Origin of the sequence: Campylobacter concisus, assembly GCF_002914005.1 — a bacterium.
Taxonomy (GTDB): domain Bacteria; phylum Campylobacterota; class Campylobacteria; order Campylobacterales; family Campylobacteraceae; genus Campylobacter_A; species Campylobacter_A concisus_N.
In genome coordinates this window covers 21,436-42,620 of sequence record NZ_POZU01000007.1, presented here as the reverse complement: position 1 = coordinate 42,620, position 21,185 = coordinate 21,436, and the positions used below count along the sequence as shown (strand labels likewise).

Sequence of the window (21,185 nt, the reverse complement as noted above, 5' to 3'; positions counted from 1 at the left end):
TTACCCCTAAGCTAATTTTATATTCTTTCTAACGACATTTTCTAGGTATTCGGCTGAATATGGTTTTGTAATATACTCAGTCATTCCAACTTCTACGCCACGTAATCTATCTGTTTTTGAAGTCCTTGATGTAACAGCAATAAGTGGTAAATTTCTGTACTTAGAGTATTTTCTAATTTCGCCAGCTAGTGTATATCCATCCATTCTTGGCATCTCAATATCTATCAAAATCGCATCAAAAGAGTGCTCTCCGGATTTTACGATATTTAGTGCCTCAACACCGTTTGTGGCTTCTATTATCGTTACCCCAGTTGGTTCAAGCGCTTTTTGCATGATAGTTCTATCCATTTTTGAGTCATCGACTATTAAGACTTTATAATCGCTTGGTTTTTCCTTTGCTTTTGTGCTATCTTCTATTTCGGCCCTAATGTCTACCTTGATATCTTTTGCCATCTCCATCATAGCACCAACATCAATAATCAATGTCACACGGCCATCACCTCTAATAGTCGCACCAGCAATACCTGGGATATTTTGTAAATAATCGCCCATTGATTTAATAACAATCTCTTCTTGTCCAACCAAAGTATCGACTATAATACCTAGTTTTGCTTCAGCAACACCGATTATTACGACATAAGTTTGATCTCCGCCATCAAATGCTTTTTCAACACCAAATACGTCAGAAAGTCTAACAAGAGACAAGACTTCATCTCTTAGCCTTAGTACATTTTTGCCATCGATCGTGTAAATATCATCAATCGGCACACGAACAGTTTCAAGAACACTAGCAAGTGGAATAGCATAAAATTCTTCTTGCGTTCCAACAAGCAATGACTGAATAATCGCAAGCGTGAGTGGAATTTTAAGCTTCATAACCGTGCCTTTTCCAACTTCACTTTCAATATCAATGATACCGTTTAGTTTTTCGATATTAGTTTTAACAACGTCCATACCAACACCACGACCAGATACGTTTGTAACTTTTGCCGCAGTTGAAAATCCTGGTCTAAAAATAAGTCCAAATGCCTCTTTTTCACTCATCGCATCAGCTTCTCGCTCAGTGATGATACCTTTTTCTATCGATTTAGATTTAAGCATGTCAGCATCTAAACCCTTACCATCATCAACTATCTCAACAACGATGTGATTACCTTCATTGTAAGCTTTTAGCTGAACAAGACCTTTTTCTGGCTTGCCTGCAGCCTTTCTTGTCTCAGGATCCTCGATACCATGATCGCATGAATTTCTGATGATGTGAACTAGTGGATCGCCGATCTCTTCTACGATTGACTTATCAAGCTCTGTCTCTTCACCTGAAATTTCAAGATCGATTTGCTTACCAAGGTCGCGGCTAAGATCGCGTATCATACGTGGGAATTTATTAAAGACTTTTGCTATTGGAAGCATTCTTGTTTTCATAACGGCAAGCTGAATATCAGTCGTAACTAGACTTAGGCTTGAGACTACTTGATTTAGCTCTTCAAGGAATTTCTCACCCTCATATCTCTCTTCCACGTCATCATAAATTTTTAATAAGCGGTTTTTGCCAAGAACAAGCTCACCAATTAGGTTCATCAAATGATCAAGCCTTTTTACTTCAACACGTATAGTTTGTTCCTGCGCTACTGCACCGCTACTTGCTGCTGGGACCTTTTTATCTCCATCTTTTTCTTTGCTCTCTGCTTTTGCAGCTGGAGCTGAAGTACTACTTGCAGCCGGGGCTATCTCACTAGGAGATTTTGGAGCTATGCCTTTTGAAGCACGTCTAGCCTTATCTTCAGCTTTCCTAACTTTTAAAAGCCTCTCTATCTCAGCTTCTACTTCAGAGTCGCTTAGCTTTGAAAGTTCAGCATCACTTATCTCTGGTGCTTCTTCGGTAGGTGCAGCTGGTTCTGGCTCTTGTGCTGGCTCTGGCACTGGCTCAGCTACTGGTGTGGTAGGAGCTTCTGGAGCTGCTGCTGGAGCCTCGCCTTCAGAAATTTGAGTAAGTCTTGCACAAATGTTTTTAATATCAATGCCAGCAGCTGTATCATTTCCATGATCTCTAATGCTACTTAATAAGCCTTTCATCATATCAACTGACTCAAGAACTACGTCCATAATGTCTGGAGTGATCTTTAGCTCGCCTTTTCTAGCTTTATTTAAAACATCCTCCATATGGTGAGTAAGCTCTGTTAAAACATCAAAATTTAAAAAGCTTGAGCTACCTTTTACTGTGTGAGCAACACGGAAAATTCTATTTAATAATTCCAAATCTTCAGGGTTTGCCTCTAGTTCAACAAGGTCATGGTCTATCTGCTCAATAAGTTCGAAAGCTTCTATTAAAAAGTCTTCCATTATTTCTTTCATATCATCCATGTTTCACCTCATTTTGCAGATTTAGAATGTGCTTCAATAACCTTTAGCACTTCTTGATAAAATATGCTTGCATCAAATTTTGTAAGATACGCCGCACCACCAGCTTCTTTGCTCTTGATTTCACTAAAATCATTACTCAATGAGGAGTTAAATACTATTGGTACTTCTTTAAATCTTTCATCGTTTTTAAGAGTTGAAGCAAAGCGGTATCCATCCATCTGTGGCATTTCGATATCACTTAAGATAACTCTAAGCTCTCTTGATAGGTTCTCTCCGTATCTTTGATAAAGCTCTTCCATTCTCTCCAAGCCCTCAACGCCGTTTTTAGCCTCAACCACGCTAAGTCCCATTTTCTCAAGAGCATCTTTTACCAGCTTTCTAGCAGTCGAGCTATCATCTAAAACTAAAGAAACACCTTTTAATTTTTGATCATCTGTTACATCAAATTCGATCTTTGGTGAGTAAATTCCAAGCTCTTCTACTATGCTTTCAAGATCAAGAATAAGCAAAACTTCATCATTTTCTATTCTTGTTACGCCTGTTATTTTGCCTTTATCTAAAGCGCCAGAACCTGAAGCAAAATTTGCTGGCTCAATATCTTTCCAGCTTATGCGCCTGATCCTTTTTGCCTCATGGACGATAAAACCGATCAAAATACCACTAAACTCAGCAATAATAACACGTGGCTTTATAACTACGCCTTCAGTTGGCTCGATAATATTCATCCATCTTGCCAAATTTATGACAGGGATCACCACGCCCCTTAAATCAAAAATTCCCTCGATATACTCGGGAACGCCAGGAAGCTCTGTAAGATTTGGCATCTTAATGATCTCCCGCACCTTTGCGACATTGACTCCGTATATTCCTTCATATACTTTGTTTTCGGTCTTTTTAAAGATACGAAAATCAACAAGTTCCATCTCGTTTGAGTCCGTTTTTAGTACGTTATCTCCAAACATCAATGTCCTTTCAAACTCATTTTGAGCAAATTTAATTTTTGCTGGGCGTATTCTACAACAAAATAACTTTGCTCACATGCAAAACAAGGTAAATTTATATAAAATCTATCATAAATATTAAATTGCTCGCCTTGATGATAGTGTCCCTCTATCACAATACCAGCCTCATATCCTTGCAAATGCTTACTCATTAGCTCCTTAAAATTAGGAATTTTATAGTCTAAATTTTTATTGGTAAGTTTGGCTAGTATCGCTTTTGATATTTTAAAATTTAAAAATTTATCCAAAGCATTCATAAATTTTAAAAACCATTTTACGCGCAAAAATCTAAGTGCGTATTTATCTATAAAAGGTAAAAATATATCACCATGTGCGATCTGGACGCGCTCTTCATTGATCGTTTTAAAATTTGCTGGCTGATCGTAAATATCATAAACCCTAACTCTTTTATAACGCAGCATCTCACGCCCATCCCAAATTTCTCTTGTTTTATTAAATAAATTTGAAAGTCTAAAGTCGTGGTTGCCCTCGAAGTAAAAAATTTCTACCTTTTGTGAAATTTTATTTATAAGGCTTAAGTGCTCAGCGTAAAATTCTCTTGTGTATTCGCCCTCGCCCGTTAAAAAATCAAACATATCGCCTAATAAAAAAATTTGTGGCGGCTCTTTGATCTCCCCGCTATCAACAGCTCTTAAAAATTTTAAAAAGCCATTTCGGTTTACGTTTTCATGCGCATCAGCTATAAAGATCGCACCTTCTTTTATAACAGGGGCATATAGATATTCGCTCAAATTTTGCCTTAATTAAAAAATAGCAGAGCCAAAAAGCAGTTTCTGACTCTTTGTCTCATCTTTTTAGTCAAATTTTATAGGCTTATAGCAAATTTTTACAATCTCAACGTCGCTTCTGCCTTTTGGTAAATTTAGCACCACTTCATCGCCCTCAGCCTTACCCAAAAGCTGCTTTGCAAGAGGTGAGTTTATCGAGATATAGCCTTTGTCGATGTCGCTTTCACTAATGCCAACTATCGTATATGTATGCTCTATTTCAGTTTCCTCGTCCATTATCGTAACGCTTGAGCCAAACCTAACTCTATCATGCTCGTAGCTACTTGGATCGATCACTTCGGCATTTGCTAAAAGTGCGCTTAGCTCTGCGATCCTAGCGTCTATAAAGGCTTGCTTTTCTTTTGCTGCGTGATACTCGGCATTTTCTTTTAGATCGCCGTGGCTTCTTGCGATGTCGATCTCAGTTACGATTTGAGGGCGTTGCACCAGCCTTAAATCTTTTAGCTCAGCTTCTATCTTTTCATATCCGTGCATTGTCATTGGTTCACTCATTTTTTACTCCATATTTTTTAAAATTTTTACTACATTTTTACTGCTGCCATGCGACAAATACTCTCTCAATTCGTCACAGCCTTTTAAAAATTTCTGCCTATCGCAGCTCTCATAAGCTCTTAGCAAATTTTCAGCCGTTGCAAGCTCTTGGATAAACTCCTCATGAAGCGGCTCTTTGCCCATGAAATCAAACATTATATTTGCAAGTCCAGCGTGCTTGATCTTTACAAATTTTCTAGCTATAAAAATATCTATTGCTTTTGCCTTATATGCTAGCACAAATGGCGTACCAATGAGCGCTGCTTCAAGAGTAGCCGTACCTGAGCAAACAAAGGCAAAGTCGCTCTCATACAAGGCTTCAGGCGTATTTGAGACGATATCAAAATCACTCACATCGCCATAAATTTCGCCCACTTTATCAAGCAAAAATGGTGGCACGACAAGTAACCTTTTTGCCTCAATATTCTCAGCAAGCTCTCTATAAACTGGCATCAGTCTTGAAATCTCTGACCTTCTTGATCCTGGCAAAAACGCCACTTTGCCACTGCTACTTAGACTAGTTTTCTTAAGCTTTATCTCATCCATCAAAGGATGTCCCACGTAGGTCGATCGGCTATAAAATTTCGCATCAAATGGCAGGATCGAAGCTAGGTTGTCACAATACCTCTCAACCACGCTCACTCTTTTTGGCTTCCACGCCCAAACTTGAGGCAAGATATAGTATGTCACGGCTACTTTTGCGCCAGCCTCTTTTATCGCTTTTGCAAGCGGTAAGTTAAAGGCTGGGCTGTCTATTAGAAGCACGGCATCAGCCTCTTTTGCCATCTGGCTCATCACTTTCATCGCCTTTTTTGCCTTAAAAATGAGCGGCAAAACCTCGACAAAACCCATCGCTGAAAACTCGCTACTTTTCATATATGGCGCGCCTAGCTCTTCGCTAAAAATTCCCATTAGCTCAAATTCGCCCTCGAAATTTTTCAAAATTTCTTTTAAATGCAAATTTGCCGATGGCTCAAGAGCGGAGACTAAAATTTTCATTTACACACTTTCATCAGGTCTTTTTTTGGGGGCATTATACGCAAAAATTCTTTAAAATTTTAAGAAAGCTGTGATAAAATCCAACCCTTTAAAGGATAAAATTTGAAAGAAATTTTGATAACAAATGACGATGGATTTGAAGCGGCTGGCTTGCTTGCTTTAAAAGAAGCTTTAAGCGAGCTAGATGGCGTGAACGTCACGATCGTAGCTCCAAGCTCTGAAAAATCAGCCTGCGCTCACTCTTTGACACTCACAAGACCACTTAGGTTTATAAAACTTGATGATAACTTTTTTAAACTCGATGACGCAACGCCAAGTGACTGCGTCTATCTCGCACTTCACGCGCTTTATAATAAAAAGCCAGATCTAGTGATAAGTGGCATAAATCACGGAGCAAATTTAGGCGAAGATATAACCTACTCTGGCACGTGCGGAGCGGCGATGGAGGGCGTTTTGCAAGGCATTAGAAGTATTGCCTTTTCGCAGTTTTATGCAAATAATTCATTAAATGAACTTGGCTTTGAGCTAGCAAAAGAGGTGGTGAAATTTATCGTATCAAAGGTGCTAGAGGGTGAAATTTCGCTAAATCAAAGAGAATTCCTAAATATAAATATTCCGGCTGTAACTAGCAAAAATTTCAAAGGCTACTCCATCGTCCCAGCTGGCAAACGCACCTACGCCACGCATGCTACGCTTAATCGCAACCCAAGAGGTATCGAGTACTACTGGCTTGGAAATGCTGCGCTTGAATACGAAAAAGGCGAGCCAAGTGACATCAGCAAGGTAAATGAGGGCTTTGCCACGATAACGCCCATAAAACTAAATATGACTTCATATGAGAGCTTGGAGAGCCTAAAGGGGAAATTTGATGCAAAATGATAGATTTACAAGGATAAGATGGCTCTTTGGTGAGGATGGTTTTAGCAGGCTTCAAAGCGCAAAAGTGCTAGTTTGTGGAGCTGGTGGTGTGGGTGGAATGTGCGTAGATGCGCTTGCTAGAAGCGGGGTTGGGAGCATCACGCTGATCGATAAAGACACCTTTGACATAACAAATCAAAATCGCCAAATTTACAGCGAAAACGTTGGCGGCATAAAGGTGGAGGAGTTTGCCAAAATTTATCCTTGTATAACGCCTATTCAGACGCTAATCACGCCTGAGTTTGTCGCTGGATTTGACTTTAGTAAATTTGACGTGGTGATCGACGCGATCGATGATATCACCGCCAAGATTGCCCTTGCAAATGCGGTAGATCCTAGCAAATTTATAGCCTCGATGGGTGGGGCAAAAAGGGTTGATCCAACCAAGACAAAGGTGGCCTGCGTTTGGAAAACCTCTGTCGATCCACTAGCTAGAAAATATAGATATGAGCTCAAAAAATCAGGCTTTAGCGGTAAATTTGACGTGGTCTTTTCAACAGAAGAGCCACTTTGCAAGCCACTTGGAAGCTTCATGGGCGTGACTGCTTGCTTTGGGCTAAATTTAGCTTCACTAGCTGTTAAAAAGATAGTTGGGTAGTAAGTCAAGAATTTATTCTTCGAGTAAAATTTCAAATTAGAGCTGGCATTTTTGGATATAAATTTAATAGCCAGCTCTACAAAACACGAATTTAACAATCCAAGATGAGAATCTAGCAAATTTTAAAATTTATGAGCGAGTAATTTCGGCTCTAAATTTAGTGGCGAATATTTATGAGCCCTAAAATTAGTAAGTTACTAAGGCGAGTGAGTAAAGATTTTAAAATTTGTAAAGATAGTAAAATCTATTTTTTTAAATAGAGACTTTGAATTTTAAAAATTTATATAGTTTTCGGATTAAATTTAAAGTAGCCAGCTGCAAATTTAGCAGCCAGCTAAAATTTTAGTTTTTATGTATGCGAAGGTAGCTATTTAGTGCTCCAACATAGGCTTTTGCGCTTGCCATCATAGTATCTATGTCAAGTCCATGGCCTATTACAGCCGTTTTGCCCTCAAACTCGACCTTTACATCAACCTTAGCAAGTGCGTCTTTACCTTGGGAAACAGATGCCACTTTATAGTCTTTTAGTGTGCCACTAATGCCACTAATACGATCAACTACCTTAAATATCGCATCAGCAGTACCATTTCCTAGGGCTGAGTCACTGATGATCTCATCATTGTGTTTTATGCTAATTGAAGCGCTTGCAAGGCTTCCGCCGCTACTTTGAAGAAGAGCCGTGATCTCATAAGCTTGTGGAATTTTTGTAATCTCTTCAGCCACAAGAGCCCTAATATCATCATCAAATATCTCTTTTTTCTTATCAGCTAGCTCTTTAAATTTTTCAAATGCCTTATTAAGAGCATCGCTATCAAGGTCAAATCCAAGGCTAGCAAGCTTATCTTTAAACGCGTGGCGACCACTATGCTTACCTAAAACAAGAGAATTTTTCTCAAGGCCTATACTCTCAGCGCTAATTATTTCATAGGTCTCTTTATGTTTTAGCACGCCGTCTTGATGTATGCCACTCTCATGAGCAAATGCGTTTTTACCAACGATAGCTTTGTTTGGTTGAGGCTCAATGCCTATAATACTAGCGATAAGTCTTGAAGTTGGATAAATTTCTTTTGAGATAATGTCTGTATAAAATGGAGCAAAGACGTCTTGGCGGGTTTTGATAGCCATCACGATCTCTTCAAGCGCAGCATTTCCAGCACGCTCACCTATGCCATTGATCGTACCTTCGACCTGCCTTGCACCAGCTTTTATGGCTGCTAGTGAATTTGCTGTAGCCATGCCTAAGTCATTGTGATTATGCACAGATATTATCGCTCTATCGCCTACAAATTTTACTATTTCACTAATGCGAGCAGTTATCTCTTCAGGATATAAATAACCAACTGTATCAGGGATATTTAAAGTTTTTGCACCCGCATTTATAGCAGCATCACAAATTTCTTTTAAAAAGCTCATTTCACTTCTACAAGCGTCCTCACAGCTAAACTCTACATCATCGCAAAAGGTTTTTGCGTATTTTATAGACTCGACTGCACGTTTTATTACTTCATCTGGGCTCATTTTTAGCTTGTACTCCATATGAATTGGACTTGTCGCTATAAATGTATGAATTCTCTTATTTTTAGCTGGAGCCAATGCCTCGCCAGCTGCCTTGATATCACGCTCAACTGCACGTGCAAGAGAGCAAACCGTGATATTTGAGGCTTGCTTTGCTATTTGGTTTACCGCATCAAAATCTCCTGGGCTTGCCGCTGCAAATCCAGCCTCCATAACATCCACGCCAAGCCTTTCAAGCTGAAGTGCGATCTGTAGTTTTTCAGCTGTATTCATCGATGCACCAGGGCTTTGCTCGCCATCTCTTAAAGTCGTATCAAAAATTATAATTTTATTCTTATCCATTTTTGTCCTTTTTTGTTTTTTTATATTTAAATTTTAAATTTGATGAGTTAAGTAAAGAGAAATTTGCTACCTAAGTAGCAGCAGTAGAGAGTTTTTGATTTCGATTTTTGGTAAAAATTTACGTGATTTTATGACGCCATTTTCGCTCATTCGCTCTCCTTTTTTTTAGAATTTTTACTAAACATTATAGTGGCTCTTACTATACCATAAAGCATATAGACGCTCATAACCAAAGTCGCACTTTCAAATGGATATAGATAAAGCATCGAAAATGCAACTACAAGAGCTACTAAAATTCTTATCACATGGGTTTGTTTTAAATTTATTTTTTTAAAGCTTGGATAGCGAATGTTGCTAACCATTAAAGCTGCCAAAGTAGCTTCAAGTAGCATCAAGCACCACTCAAATCCCTCTAAAAAAGTATAGTCGATATAAATTCCAACCCAAAGTACGCTCACAATAGCTGCTGATGGTATAGGAAGCCCGATAAAAACATTTGGCTCATATGTGCCAGTAGTGACATTAAAACGAGCAAGCCTAATAGCTCCAAAAACCACAAACATAGCAGCTATAAGTGCTCCGAATCTGCCAAAATTTTTACCAATAGTCAAATAAAATAAAATCGCTGGTGCTACACCAAAAGCAACAAGATCTGCAAGACTATCAAACTCTACCCCAAATTTACTAGTTGTCTTTGTAAGTCTAGCCACACGTCCATCAAGTCCATCTAAAATAAGCGATAAGATTATATAAATAATGGCTTTAAAATAGTTGCCTTGAATAGATGAAATAATGCTAATAACACCCAAAAAAGCACTAGCTGCTGTAAATAAATTTGGCAAGATATACATTAGTTGCATCTTTTGTATGTTATTCATCTCTTTTTCCCTCTTCAAAATATCCCAAAAGCGAAGCAGCCTTTATGCTTTCTCCAACGCTTACACATATCTTAGTCTCTCTTGGTAGGTATAAAATCACCTCTCCACTTCCTAAAAAACCAAATTTTCTAGATGCTTTCAGGCTAGTAACATTTGAAATTTCTAAACTTCGACTGAAAGCTCCAGCTATAATTTTCATAACAAATTTTATATTCTCTTTTTCAAAGCGAATAATCGCTCTTTCATTTAAAAATTCTGAAATTTTCATAGCTTGACACAAAAATAAGCCATGTCTTTTGCGTATTTCAGCTACTTTTACATCACTTACAGCCCTTAATGTACCAACATCAAAAAAAGATTTTTTTATGACGATCTTAGCTACTTCATTATTGTCAAAATTTGAAGCACTGATCTCTTTTATCTTGCCATCAATTGGCGATAGTAAAGCCAATTTATCATCAGAAAATGGCTCTCTCTCAGGGTCTCTAAAAAAATAAAGCCCCAAAAAAAGTAAAATAGCAAAAAGTAGTGGCAAGATCCCAAACAGCAAAGATAAAACAAATAAAATTAGAAAAAATAATATAAATTTATATCCTGCTTTCGCGATATAGCCACTCATTTTTATTCCTCTTTTTTACTCTTTTCGTCTTCTTCGATCTCTACAAGTCTGCTCTCTAGACTATTTTCGATCTCATAGTTTTTAATGATCTCTCTAACTCTTTTTCCTTCGATTGTTTCTTCTTCATAAAGTGCTGATACCATATTTTCAATAGCACCTTTATAAATTTCAAGCAAACCAAGCACAGCTGTGTATCTTTCATGAAGAAGCGTTTTTACAAACTCATCAACCTTTTCAGCCATCTTATCACTGTAATCTTTGATACTTTGACCACCATTTAAAAACGTAGCACGTTGCTTTTCAAGTACCATAAGACCGGCGACATCGCTCATACCATACATACTAACCATAGCTTTTATGATATCGGTCGCACGCTCTAGGTCGTTGCTAGCTCCGGTTGAAATTTCTTTAATAAACACCTCTTCAGCTGCTCTACCAGCCAAAAGTACATCTACTTCTGCTATCAGCTCATGCTTTTGCATCATAAATTTATTCTCTTCAGGCGTGTTTAGAGTATAGCCAAGTGCCGCAAGACCACGTGGCACGACTGAGACTTTTGTTACTCTTTTTGCACCTTTTGTTAGTTCAGCTATCAAGGCGTGACCGCACTCATGATAAGTTACGATTCTTTTTTCTTTTGGATTTACGCGGCGAGACTTTTTCTCAAGCCCAGCGATCGATCTCTCAACGGCCTCCACAAGATCAGCCTGCTCGACAAAGGTCTTTGACTTACGTCCTGCAAGAAGTGCGGCCTCATTTATGATATTTTCAAGATCAGCACCAGCTAAGCCGGTCGTAAGCCTTGCAATATCTTCGATATTTACATCCTTACCGATCTTTACATCTTTCATGTGAACTTTTAAAATATCGCAACGTCCTTTAAAATCAGGCTTATCAACAAGCACTTGCCTATCAAATCTACCTGGCCTTAAAAGCGCAGCATCCAAAACTTCAGGTCTATTTGTAGCAGCTACAACAATGACTGGCGACTTGTCCGCATCAAAGCCGTCCATCTCAGAAAGAAGCTGATTTAGCGTCTGCTCTCTCTCGTCATTGCCGCCCATCGGACCAGAATTTCTACTTTTACCGATCGCATCGATCTCATCTATAAAAACGATCGCTGGAGCCTCTTTTTTAGCATTTTCAAAAAGATCTCTAACCCTACTTGCGCCAACACCGACAAACATCTCTATAAAGCTTGATGCTGACATAGAGAAAAATGGAACACTAGCCTCGCCTGCAACTGCTCTTGCAAGAAGCGTTTTACCAGTACCTGGAGGGCCAACTAGTAAAATACCTTTTGGAATTTTTGCCCCAAGTCTTAGATATTTATCAGGACTTTTTAGATAATCAACTATCTCTTGAACCTCTTCTTTTGCCTCTTCAACGCCTGCGACATCGTCAAATTTAACTTTTGGTTTTTCAGAATTTATAAGTTTTTTTGCACTTCCTATGCCAAGTATGCCGCCGCCAATATTCTTTTGCATACGACTAGCAATAAACATCCAAATAGCAAAAAATATAAATACCGGAATGATCCATGAAAATATAAGATCACCAAACCAGTTATTTTCGCTATAAACGCTATAAGTTATGCCATTTTGCTCAAGTATACCAATGAGCGTTGGATCATTTATACGTTTTGCAAGATAGATAGTTTTGTCACTACCTATGCCTTTTATGGTAGTTTCTGAGATAGCAACCTCATTTAGCTGCTTATTTTTTAACATATCTTTAAACTCAGAATAAGCTACCATTTTACTCTGGGCATTGCTATTTAGCCCAAAAGAGCCACCTAGTCCGTCTCCACTAAAGCTTCTAAAAGCTAAAACTATAACTATTGCAAAAATGGCAAAAACGAAAATAGGATTTTTATTAAAAAAACCGTTATTGTTGCCATTATTTTGGTTATTATTTTGGTTATTCATCTATTTCCTTATAAACAAAGCTACTCCAATCGTTACTTTGTTTTATCTCAATTAGCTCCAAATCCTTAAACGTATCTTTAATCCTGTCTTCGTATTTGTTTAAAATTCCTGACAATACCAAGTAGCCGCCTTTTTTAAGCGATTTTTTTAAGTCATTTGAGAGCATAAAAATGACATCAGCAATGATATTTGCTACGACAATATCATATTTTTGCTCTAAATTTGCGATAGAACCTGTCCAAATTTTATTAAATTTAACCTCATTCAACTCGGCGTTGCTAAGTGAGCTTTGTGTGGCTTGCTCGTCTGTATCACAAGCATCAATCTTGCAGCCAAGCTTTGCTAGAGCAATACTTAAAATTCCACTTCCACAGCCCACGTCTAAAGTAGTATTGCCACTTTTTGCATATTTTTGTAAAAGCTGTAAGCAAGAATTTGTGCTTTCATGGTGCCCTGAGCCAAAGGCTAGAGCTGGGTCGATTATGATATTTGTTACGCCATTAAGTGGCTCTTCCCAGCTAGGTCTAACATAAATTTTATCAACCAAAATAGGCTTAACTGCCTTTTTATATTCACCTAGCCAGTCTTTATTTTCTTTTAAATTAAGAGAAATTTTTAAATCATTTGAAATTTTACGAACACTAGAGAGCCCTTTTGCATACTCTTCAATACCCCAAGCTATATCTTTTAGATCATACTCTTCCCTGATGATGATCTCGTGATCTAGCTCTTCAACACAGGTAACTCCAAAAGAGAAAACTAGCTCTAAAATTTCATCATAAAAATTTGATGTTTTTATGCTTAATTCGTAAAATTTATCTTTCATTAACCAAGAACGTCTTCAAGCTTCTCTTTTAAAACTTGTGGCGTAAAAGGTTTAACGATGTAGTTATTAACACCTGCTTTTAAAGCTGTTATAACTTCGGCCTTTCCGCCCTCTGTTGTTACCATTATGATAGGCATATCAACATACTTTTGCTCAGCTCTTACCTTTTTAACAAGCTCAAGACCATTCATCTCAGGCATATTCCAGTCAGTGATAAGAACTTCGATACCTTCATTTTGAGTCAAGATATTCCAAGCCTCAAGACCGTGCTCAGCCTCAAGAATTTCTTGATGTCCTAACCTTTGTAAAGTATTTTTTATGATTCTTCTCATTGTTGAACTATCATCTACAACCAAAATCTTCACATAATATCCTTTTAGTAAAAATTGCCCTATTCTAGCTAATTTAAATTTATAAAAGCTTTAACGCTATCTAAGTAGTTTAAAGGCCTCTTTTAGGTCAAGCAACCCCTCATAGTAGGCTTTCCCAACTATTACGCCACTAATCTCATTTGTAGCTTTTAGCATCAAAATATCATTTATATCACTCACGCCACCACTTGCTATCGTCTCAAGCTTGCTATTTCTAGCTATTTGCAAGCTAAACTCAACATTAACTCCGCCAAGCATTCCATCCTTGTTAATATCGGTGCAAATCACAGCTTCCACGCCAACATCTGCAAATTTTCTTGCAAGATCGACTGCTTTTATATTTGAGATCTCGCCCCAGCCTTGCACTGCCACATAGCCATCTTTGGCATCTATGCCAACTACGACTCTGTAAATTCCAGCCATTTTTGCTGTAAATTCTGGATCTCTAAGAGCTACTGAGCCAAGGATCACTCTGCTAACTCCAAGGTCTAAATAGCGTTTTATTCGCTCTTCATCTCTTATGCCACCACCTACTTGGACGCTTAAATTTGTAGCCTTTGTAATTTTTTCAATTGTTTTAAAATTTATCGTCTCTCCAGCAAATGCACCGTCTAAATCAACCACATGAAGCCATTTTGCGCCATAATCTTCAAATTTCTTAGCAAGCTCACTTGGCTCATTGCTGTAAATTTTAGCACTTTGCATAAGACCTTTGCTAAGTCTAACCGCTTGCCCCTCTTTTAAATCAATCGCTGGAAAAATTTCCATCACAACCTCGCAAAATTCTCTAAAATTTTAAGTCCAGCTTCGTGACTTTTTTCTGGATGAGGCTGAAAGCCAAAAATATTTTCATACCAAACCGCACTTGTAAATTCATATCCATAAGTCGTCTTTGCCAGTGCAAATTTATCATCACAAACCACATGATAGCTATGTACAAAATATAAATACTCAAGCTCTTTTAGTCCTAAATTTAATGGACTATTTTGCTTAAATTCCAAAGCGTTCCAACCAATGTGAGGTATTTTTAATGGCTTATCAAAATTAGTTTCATTAAATTTTACGACCTCACCAGGCAAAAGAGAAAGTCCCTCATGCTCGCCAAACTCAAAGCTTCGCTCAAATAAAAGCTGCATGCCAAGACAAATACCAATAAATGCTTTGCCACTTTTTACGGCTTCTTTTACGGCTTCATCCATGCCGTTATTTTTTAGCTTTATCATCGCCTCACCAAAAGCTCCAACGCCTGGTAAAACAATGTGCGAATACTCTTTTAAATTTTCAGGATCACTTACTAAAACGCACTCATGTCCAAGAAATTTAAAAGCATTTATCACGCTTTTGATATTACCCACACCATAATCAATAATAGCGGTCATCTGTTCTCTTGCCTTTTTACGCTAAAAAGATAAAAGCTAAGTGCCACCATTAGCATCGCCACGCCGCCTATTAGATAGATAGCGTTTATGATATTTTCAGGTGCAGTAATAGCAAATTTAAAGACTAGCATAAGCGCTTCGATCGCAAGTGCGATGATAATTGAGCCGATAAATCTCACCATCGTCTTATAAATAACGCTATTTTCTTCGTGATTTTTACCTAAAACCTCTTCTTCAAATATCGTCTTAACAAGATCAAAAATGGCAAGAGCAAGCGTTAAAATGATGGTTGATTCAAAAATTTCTTCGACATTTATATGCTCGATACTTTTTGAGATAAAGCTCTTTACCCCATGCCAAAATAAAAATGCACAAATCATAAAAAGTGATGCACAAAAGAGCGCATAGACTGTCTTTAAAAATCTACCAAAATGCTCCTCGACAAAGCCGCTATCGACCATATTTAGGATATTTTCTAGGCTTATGTCGATGCAAGCGATAAATTTAAGCTCATTTTTTTCGTTATAGATAGGCACACTTGCTGTGACGCATAAACCTCCATTTAGACTTGATGGATAAGGATCGCTTAAAACACACCTTTTCTCACGCACTGCGGTATAGTAGTATGCCTTATTTGCACGGTTTTCGCCCTTTGGGATTTTGTATTTTTCATTTAGACTGATCGAGTCTTCGATCTGCACGCCATTTTCGTCTAAGATATACAATGCGTCAAAATTTTCTATCTCGTGGCTGATCTTGTCAAAACCAGCTTTTATGTTCTCCAAACAAACTCCAGGCAGTCTATTTGGCAAATTTCTACTAAATAAATAGCAAATATACGCCCTTGCCTTATATCTCGTATCACTAAATCTCTTAATATCTTTTATAACCAAATTTAACCTTTTAAATTTAATGCGTGATTAAACTCAGGCACGATCACCTTAAGTGCAGGTGCGATCTCATTATCCTCAAGCTGCAAAAGCTCACTTATCTGCGAGTTTAAAAGCGCTAAATCGTAAGGCTCTGAATGCGTTACAAAGATTGATTCATACTTGGTTTGAACGTCATCTTTGTTGATAAGCAGCTCTTCATAAAGCTTCTCGCCTGGTCTAAGACCTACAAATTCTATACCCAAATGCTCTTTGTTTGAAAGAAGAAGCATCTTTTTAGCAAGATCAACGATCTTAACAGGCTCACCCATATCAAGCACGAAAAGCTCGCCACCTTTTGCGATAGAGGCTGCTTGAAGGACTAGCTGACAAGCTTCTGATGTAAGCATAAAATATCTTGTAATCTCTGGGTGCGTGACACTTAGTGGCCTATTTGCAGCGATCTGCGCTTTAAATTTAGGTATGACAGATCCACTTGAGCCAAGAACGTTACCAAAGCGAACGCAAACTATCTCGCATACACCTGCTTCATTTGAATTTAGTGCATAAAGCTCGCAAACACGTTTAGTTGTACCCATTATGTTTGTTGGGCGCACAGCCTTGTCTGATGAGATCATGACAAATTTCTTAACGCCATATTTTTTAGAAATATCGACAGCATTTTTTGTGCCAAGGATGTTGTTTTCAACTGCTGAGCGAGGATTTAGCTCGCAAAGTGGCACGTGCTTATATGCAGCCGCGTGGATAACGATCTCAGGTTTAAAGTCAGCAAAAACTTCTTCAAAGTCCTTTAAATTTGTGATATTTACAAGCTTGCTAATAGTTCTTTTATCTTTTGTATCTTCGCCTATCTTATAAAGGTTAAACTCGCTGTGCTCAACCATTATAAGTTCACTTACACCAAATTTTAAGCATTGCTTACAAATTTCGCTTCCTATACTACCGCCAGCTCCAGTGACAAGCACTCTTTTATCTTTTAAAAAATTTGAAATAGCCTCTGGGTTTAAATCTTTTGGCTTTCTAGCTAGCAAGTCTTCGATCGAGATATCCTTGATCGGCTCATTTTCGATAAGAGAGAAGAGCTTCATATCTCTTATGCCATATCCGCTTAGCTCATCAACTAAGGCTTGAAGCTCGTCTTGATCTAGCGCAAGCGCAATGATAGCGGTCTTTGCGTCATAATCTTTTATAAGGCTTGGTATATCTTTTTTATCTTGAACTAAAAATCCATCACAATATGTGCCAACAAGGTCACTTCTGCCATCTACCACGCCAACTGCGTAGTAGTCAAGATAGCCCTGCTTTAAGCCACGCAAGACGTGAAGCGCTTTTGACGTTGCGCCTATAACGATACAAGGCTCACCTTTGTGAGGTTTGTTTGAAAAGTCTAGCACCATACGTTTTGAAATTCTTAAAAGCCCAACAAGTAAGCATGAAATAAGAAGATCAATGAAAATAACGCTTCTTGGGTACGGATTTAAAAAATCTTGAATGATAAAAAAAATGATCGTAAATAAAACCGCTGAGCAAACGTGAGCTAGGAAAATTTTTCTTGCTTCGTTTAATCCAAAAAACCTCCACGGTACCTTGTAAATTTTAAACATCCACATAAAAAAGAGCTTAAATACGATCAAAAATCCAGCCGTTACAAAAAGCCCTTGCACGTAGATATCTGGGATGTCGGCGTTAAATCTTAAAAGATAAGCCGCATATATTGAAAAGATAAATATAAAAACATCGCCAAGAAGGAAAAATACGAGCCTTTTTAACTTCGTTGCATGAAACATTTACGCATTTTCCTTGACTATTTTTATCACTCTTTCTTGTGTCTGCTCACTCATATCGCTGCCACTTGGCAAGCAAATTCCTCTTGAAAATAGATCTTCGCTATATCCATCGATAAAGCTTAACGCACCTTTAAATACAGGCTGCAAGTGCATAGGCTTCCAAAGTGGGCGACTCTCAATATTTTCATCTGCTAGTGCTTTGATAACTTTTAAATGTGCATCTTTTTTAGCAAAAACGCCAGTTGTGAGCCATCTGTTACCACGAGAATTTGCTAGCTCTGGCATAAATTCTAAAATACCGCCAAGCTCTTTTTCATAAATTTCAAATACTTTTCTCTTTTGCTCAACTCTTTTTTCTAAAACTTCCATCTGTGCCATGCCAATAGCGCCTAGAACGTTGCTTAAGCGGTAGTTGTAGCCATAGTCTTTGTGCTCGTAGTGAAGTAGTGGCTCTCTTGCTTGTGTGCTGTAAAATCTAGCTTTTTCCACAAATTCGCTATCTCCAATCAACATGCCACCGCCTGAAGTAGTAATGATCTTGTTGCCATTAAAACTATATGCGCCCATCACGCCAAATGTGCCAAGTGCCTTACCGCCGTAAAATCCGCCAAGTGCTTCAGCTGCATCTTCAACTAAAGCGATGCCCTCGTTTTGGCAAATTTCACAAATTTCTTTCATCTTTGAAGCTTGACCATAAAGATGAGTGACGACCAATACCTTTGGCTTTTTAGGTAAATTTGATATTGCTTTTTTAAGTAGTTCTGGGCTTAAATTCCAGCTCTCATCGCAGTCTATGAATACTGGAGTTGCTTTTTCATAAAGTATAGGTGAGACTGAAGCCATGAAAGTAAAGCTAGAAGCTAGTACAAAATCACCCTCTTTTACGCCAAGGACGCGAAGTGCTAGGTGAAGCGCCGCAGTTCCAGCACTTAGTGCTAGTGCATCTTTTGCCCCAGTGTAGTTTTTTATACTTTCTTCAAATTTATTTACATACTCACCAAGTGGCGCTATATAGTTGCTTTCAAAAACTTTTTTTATATATTCCTGCTCTTTTCCACTCATGTTTGGCGGAGATAAAAAAACCCTATCCATGTTCATACCTTTCGTGATTTTTTAGCGATTTTAGCACTTATTTTTAAATTTATATCTTAGCGCGCTCGCTCGCTGGCACGCCGTAAGCCTTTGTGTCATCTTTTATATCTCTAACGACCACGCTTCCAGCGCCGATGATGCAGTTTTTGCCAATACTTATACCTTGAATGATGCTTGAGCCGATACCTATGTGCGTAAATTCGCCCACGCTCACATTTCCAGCAAGGGCTACATTTGGGCTGATGTGAGCAAATTTACCTATGTCGCACTCATGCTCTATCACCGCACCAGAGTTTATGATAGCGCCCTCTTTTATGCAAGCTTTTGCGTTTACCACGGCATTTGGCATGATAACTACGCCTTTTTCTATCACGGCACTCTCACTCACAACCGCGCTTTTATGGATCAAATTTACTATCTTAAAGCCAGCGGACTCTACCCTTTGGCTGATCTTTTGCCTAGTTTTATTGTCACCTATGGCTATTATGATGTCAGCTTTTTCAAGCTCTGGGCTAAATTTAAACTCACTAGCGTCATCTAAAAAAACTATCTCATCATAGCCGTTGCTTCTAGCGATGTCAGCCACTACAAGGCCATGCCCACTCGCTCCGTAGATATAAATTTTCTTAGTTTTTGCCATTAAATTTCTCCGTCGTAGCCTGCCCTTCTTTGCTGACGCCACTTCGTTTTAGCACCTTTTCGATGGTCTGCAAAGCGATCTTTACATCAAGCATAAAGCTTAAATTTTTAGCGTAATAGACGTCATACTCAAATTTTTTCTCCCAGCTTATGGCGTTTCTGCCATTTACCTGCGCTAGGCCTGTGATACCTGGACGTACGTCGTGGCGGTGCTTTTGTGTTTCGTTATAGATGGGTAGATACTCAACCAAGAGTGGCCTTGGCCCTATAAAACTCATATCGCCCTTTAGCACGTTAAAGAGCTGTGGTAGCTCATCAAGACTAAGCGAACGGATTAGCTTACCAAATCTACCAAGACGCTGCTCATCTGGCAAGAGCTCGCCATTTGCGTCACGCTCATCGCTCATCGTCTTAAATTTATAAATTTTAAAAATTTTCTCATTAAGACCTGGTCTTGCCTGCGTGAAAATAACATCACGGCTTACTTTAAAATAGATAAAAATCGCCGTTGCTATGATGATAGGTGACGTTAAAATGAGCAAAAACAAAGCCCCCAAAATATCAATCACCCTCTTTAAAAAATTTCTATACATCTATAAATTTCCTATAAATTTCTATATATCTTTTTGCGATTTGCTTCTCGTCAAACTCGCTAACTGCCCAGTCCCTGCCATTTTGACCAAGTCTAGCACAAAGCTCCTCATCATCAAGCAAAATTTTTATCTTGTCAGCAAGATCATTTGCGTCTTTTACTTTGCATAAAAGCCCGTTGTAGCCATCCTTTACTGCTTCGTTGCAGCCTGTCACATCGCTAGCAACGACTGCTTTAGCCATACTCATCGCCTCTAAAACCGTTCTTGGAAAACCCTCTTTATAGCTAGGGAGTGCCAGCAAGTAAGAAGCCTTTAAAAGCTGTGGTATGTCGTTTCTAGCGCCAAGATGTCGCACCTTGCCACCTTTTAAAAAGCTTTTATCTGCGGTTGATTTATTACCAGCAAAACCCTCTCCCACAAAGACAAATTCGCAGTTTTTGTAGCCATTTAAAATTTCAGCTGCCTCGTAAAATTCTCGAACGCCCTTGTGCCACATGGCTCTGGCGACCATTAAAATGACCTTTTTTTCACCCAAGTCTGCCGCTTGCGTGATAGCTGGATCAAATTTATTTGTATCCACACCAACACTTTTTATGCGGCAAACTTTGCTTTTATCTATCAAATTTTTTGAAATCATATAATCAGCGTCCGAGTCGTTTACAAACACGCAAGCATCGGCCTTTGCAAAAGAGAGCTTATAAAGGCTCTCCATGATAAAACGCACAGCCTTTGTCTTAAGATCATCATCGATATAAAAGCTACCAAGGCCTTCAACCAAATTTATCACGTGCTTTATACCAGCGTTTTTAGCAGCAAATGTGCCAAAGACATTTGACTTGTGGGCGCCAGTTTGAAGCAGGTCTAAATTTAGCTCACGTAAAATTTGAGATAGTTTTTTTGAGTTATTTATGACGGTTAGTGGATTTAGACTGGCCTTGTCAAGCTCGTAGGTAACAGAGTGAAAGCTTTTAGCAAGCTCGTCAGTAAAGTCACCTTTTGGAGCGATAGCAAAAACCTCGTGCCCCATATCTTTTAAAGCTTGCATAATAGGTCGTCTAAAAAAGTGTATGCTCATGTCAGCGTGGCTTAAAAACCCTATCTTTGCCATT

Annotated in this window: 21 protein-coding genes; 2 read left to right on the top strand and 19 right to left on the bottom strand. The window is 38.5% G+C overall.

Annotated features, from left to right (window positions below):
* Positions 1-6 precede the first annotated feature (6 nt).
* The 5 genes from CYP54_RS00435 to lpxB all read right to left on the bottom strand — a co-directional run bounded on the left by CYP54_RS00435 (position 7) and on the right by lpxB (position 5,701).
* Positions 7-2,361 carry a hybrid sensor histidine kinase/response regulator gene (locus CYP54_RS00435; protein ID WP_103603763.1) on the bottom strand — a complete coding sequence of 785 codons (2,355 nt, stop codon included), beginning with the start codon at positions 2,359-2,361 and terminating at the stop codon, positions 7-9.
* Between the two features lie 8 nt (positions 2,362-2,369).
* Entirely contained in the window at positions 2,370-3,323 is a 954-nt protein-coding gene (locus CYP54_RS00430; protein WP_103603762.1) for a chemotaxis protein, read from the bottom strand.
* Entirely contained in the window at positions 3,323-4,114 is a 792-nt protein-coding gene (locus CYP54_RS00425; protein WP_103603761.1) for a UDP-2,3-diacylglucosamine diphosphatase, read from the bottom strand. The genes CYP54_RS00430 and CYP54_RS00425 overlap by 1 nt, the downstream gene beginning before the upstream one ends.
* Positions 4,115-4,177: 63 nt before the next feature.
* On the bottom strand, positions 4,178-4,663 hold the full coding sequence (gene greA / locus CYP54_RS00420) for a transcription elongation factor GreA (RefSeq protein WP_072594430.1): 486 nt from the start codon (positions 4,661-4,663) through the stop codon (positions 4,178-4,180).
* A gap of 3 nt (positions 4,664-4,666) precedes the next feature.
* Positions 4,667-5,701: a lipid-A-disaccharide synthase gene (lpxB, locus tag CYP54_RS00415; protein ID WP_103603760.1), complete on the bottom strand. Its 1,035-nt coding sequence runs from the start codon at positions 5,699-5,701 to the stop codon at positions 4,667-4,669.
* Positions 5,702-5,803: 102 nt separating this feature from the next.
* On the opposite strand from lpxB, the gene surE reads away from it, so the two are divergent.
* The gene (surE, locus tag CYP54_RS00410) at positions 5,804-6,580 is read left to right on the top strand and encodes a 5'/3'-nucleotidase SurE (RefSeq protein ID WP_103603759.1); all 777 of its coding nucleotides are present in this window, start codon (positions 5,804-5,806) and stop codon (positions 6,578-6,580) included.
* Positions 6,570-7,217: a tRNA threonylcarbamoyladenosine dehydratase gene (locus CYP54_RS00405; RefSeq protein WP_103603758.1), complete on the top strand. Its 648-nt coding sequence runs from the start codon at positions 6,570-6,572 to the stop codon at positions 7,215-7,217. Before surE ends, CYP54_RS00405 begins: the two co-directional genes overlap by 11 nt.
* 342 nt (positions 7,218-7,559) lie before the next feature.
* Here CYP54_RS00405 and CYP54_RS00400 read toward each other — a convergent pair whose 3' ends face one another.
* The 14 genes from CYP54_RS00400 to pglA all read right to left on the bottom strand — a co-directional run bounded on the left by CYP54_RS00400 (position 7,560) and on the right by pglA (position 21,184).
* Positions 7,560-9,074 (bottom strand): 2-isopropylmalate synthase, encoded by a 1,515-nt coding sequence (locus tag CYP54_RS00400; RefSeq protein ID WP_021091757.1) that lies wholly within the window; start codon positions 9,072-9,074, stop codon positions 7,560-7,562.
* A 146-nt stretch (positions 9,075-9,220) separates the two neighbouring features.
* Positions 9,221-9,952 (bottom strand): CDP-diacylglycerol--serine O-phosphatidyltransferase, encoded by a 732-nt coding sequence (pssA, locus tag CYP54_RS00395; protein WP_072594435.1) that lies wholly within the window; start codon positions 9,950-9,952, stop codon positions 9,221-9,223.
* Positions 9,945-10,571, bottom strand: coding sequence for a phosphatidylserine decarboxylase (locus CYP54_RS00390; protein ID WP_103603757.1), 627 nt, complete (start codon positions 10,569-10,571; stop codon positions 9,945-9,947). The genes pssA and CYP54_RS00390 overlap by 8 nt, the downstream gene beginning before the upstream one ends.
* Before the next feature lie 2 nt (positions 10,572-10,573).
* On the bottom strand, positions 10,574-12,499 hold the full coding sequence (gene ftsH / locus CYP54_RS00385; RefSeq protein ID WP_103603756.1) for an ATP-dependent zinc metalloprotease FtsH: 1,926 nt from the start codon (positions 12,497-12,499) through the stop codon (positions 10,574-10,576).
* A complete protein-coding gene (locus CYP54_RS00380; protein ID WP_103603755.1) occupies positions 12,492-13,325 on the bottom strand; it encodes a 50S ribosomal protein L11 methyltransferase in 834 nt (277 codons plus the stop codon). The genes ftsH and CYP54_RS00380 overlap by 8 nt, the downstream gene beginning before the upstream one ends.
* Positions 13,325-13,690 (bottom strand): chemotaxis response regulator CheY, encoded by a 366-nt coding sequence (locus CYP54_RS00375; RefSeq protein WP_002939933.1) that lies wholly within the window; start codon positions 13,688-13,690, stop codon positions 13,325-13,327. The genes CYP54_RS00380 and CYP54_RS00375 overlap by 1 nt, the downstream gene beginning before the upstream one ends.
* Positions 13,691-13,753: 63 nt before the next feature.
* A complete protein-coding gene (gene hisA, locus CYP54_RS00370; protein ID WP_103603754.1) occupies positions 13,754-14,464 on the bottom strand; it encodes a 1-(5-phosphoribosyl)-5-[(5-phosphoribosylamino)methylideneamino]imidazole-4-carboxamide isomerase in 711 nt (236 codons plus the stop codon).
* A complete protein-coding gene (gene hisH, locus CYP54_RS00365; RefSeq protein ID WP_103603753.1) occupies positions 14,464-15,075 on the bottom strand; it encodes an imidazole glycerol phosphate synthase subunit HisH in 612 nt (203 codons plus the stop codon). The genes hisA and hisH overlap by 1 nt, the downstream gene beginning before the upstream one ends.
* On the bottom strand, positions 15,072-15,968 hold the full coding sequence (locus CYP54_RS00360; protein ID WP_103603752.1) for a PDC sensor domain-containing protein: 897 nt from the start codon (positions 15,966-15,968) through the stop codon (positions 15,072-15,074). The genes hisH and CYP54_RS00360 overlap by 4 nt, the downstream gene beginning before the upstream one ends.
* 2 nt (positions 15,969-15,970) lie before the next feature.
* Positions 15,971-17,752 (bottom strand): UDP-N-acetylglucosamine 4,6-dehydratase (configuration-retaining), encoded by a 1,782-nt coding sequence (gene pglF / locus CYP54_RS00355; RefSeq protein WP_103603751.1) that lies wholly within the window; start codon positions 17,750-17,752, stop codon positions 15,971-15,973.
* Positions 17,753-18,844 carry a UDP-N-acetylbacillosamine transaminase gene (gene pglE, locus CYP54_RS00350; protein WP_103603750.1) on the bottom strand — a complete coding sequence of 364 codons (1,092 nt, stop codon included), beginning with the start codon at positions 18,842-18,844 and terminating at the stop codon, positions 17,753-17,755. It lies immediately after the preceding gene.
* 49 nt (positions 18,845-18,893) lie between these two features.
* Positions 18,894-19,484 carry a UDP-N-acetylbacillosamine N-acetyltransferase gene (gene pglD / locus CYP54_RS00345; RefSeq protein WP_103603749.1) on the bottom strand — a complete coding sequence of 197 codons (591 nt, stop codon included), beginning with the start codon at positions 19,482-19,484 and terminating at the stop codon, positions 18,894-18,896.
* Positions 19,471-20,076 (bottom strand): undecaprenyl phosphate N,N'-diacetylbacillosamine 1-phosphate transferase, encoded by a 606-nt coding sequence (gene pglC / locus CYP54_RS00340; RefSeq protein WP_021091777.1) that lies wholly within the window; start codon positions 20,074-20,076, stop codon positions 19,471-19,473. The genes pglD and pglC overlap by 14 nt, the downstream gene beginning before the upstream one ends.
* Positions 20,069-21,184 carry a N,N'-diacetylbacillosaminyl-diphospho-undecaprenol alpha-1,3-N-acetylgalactosaminyltransferase gene (gene pglA / locus CYP54_RS00335; RefSeq protein WP_103603748.1) on the bottom strand — a complete coding sequence of 372 codons (1,116 nt, stop codon included), beginning with the start codon at positions 21,182-21,184 and terminating at the stop codon, positions 20,069-20,071. Before pglA ends, pglC begins: the two co-directional genes overlap by 8 nt.
* Between the last annotated feature and the right edge of the window lies 1 nt (position 21,185).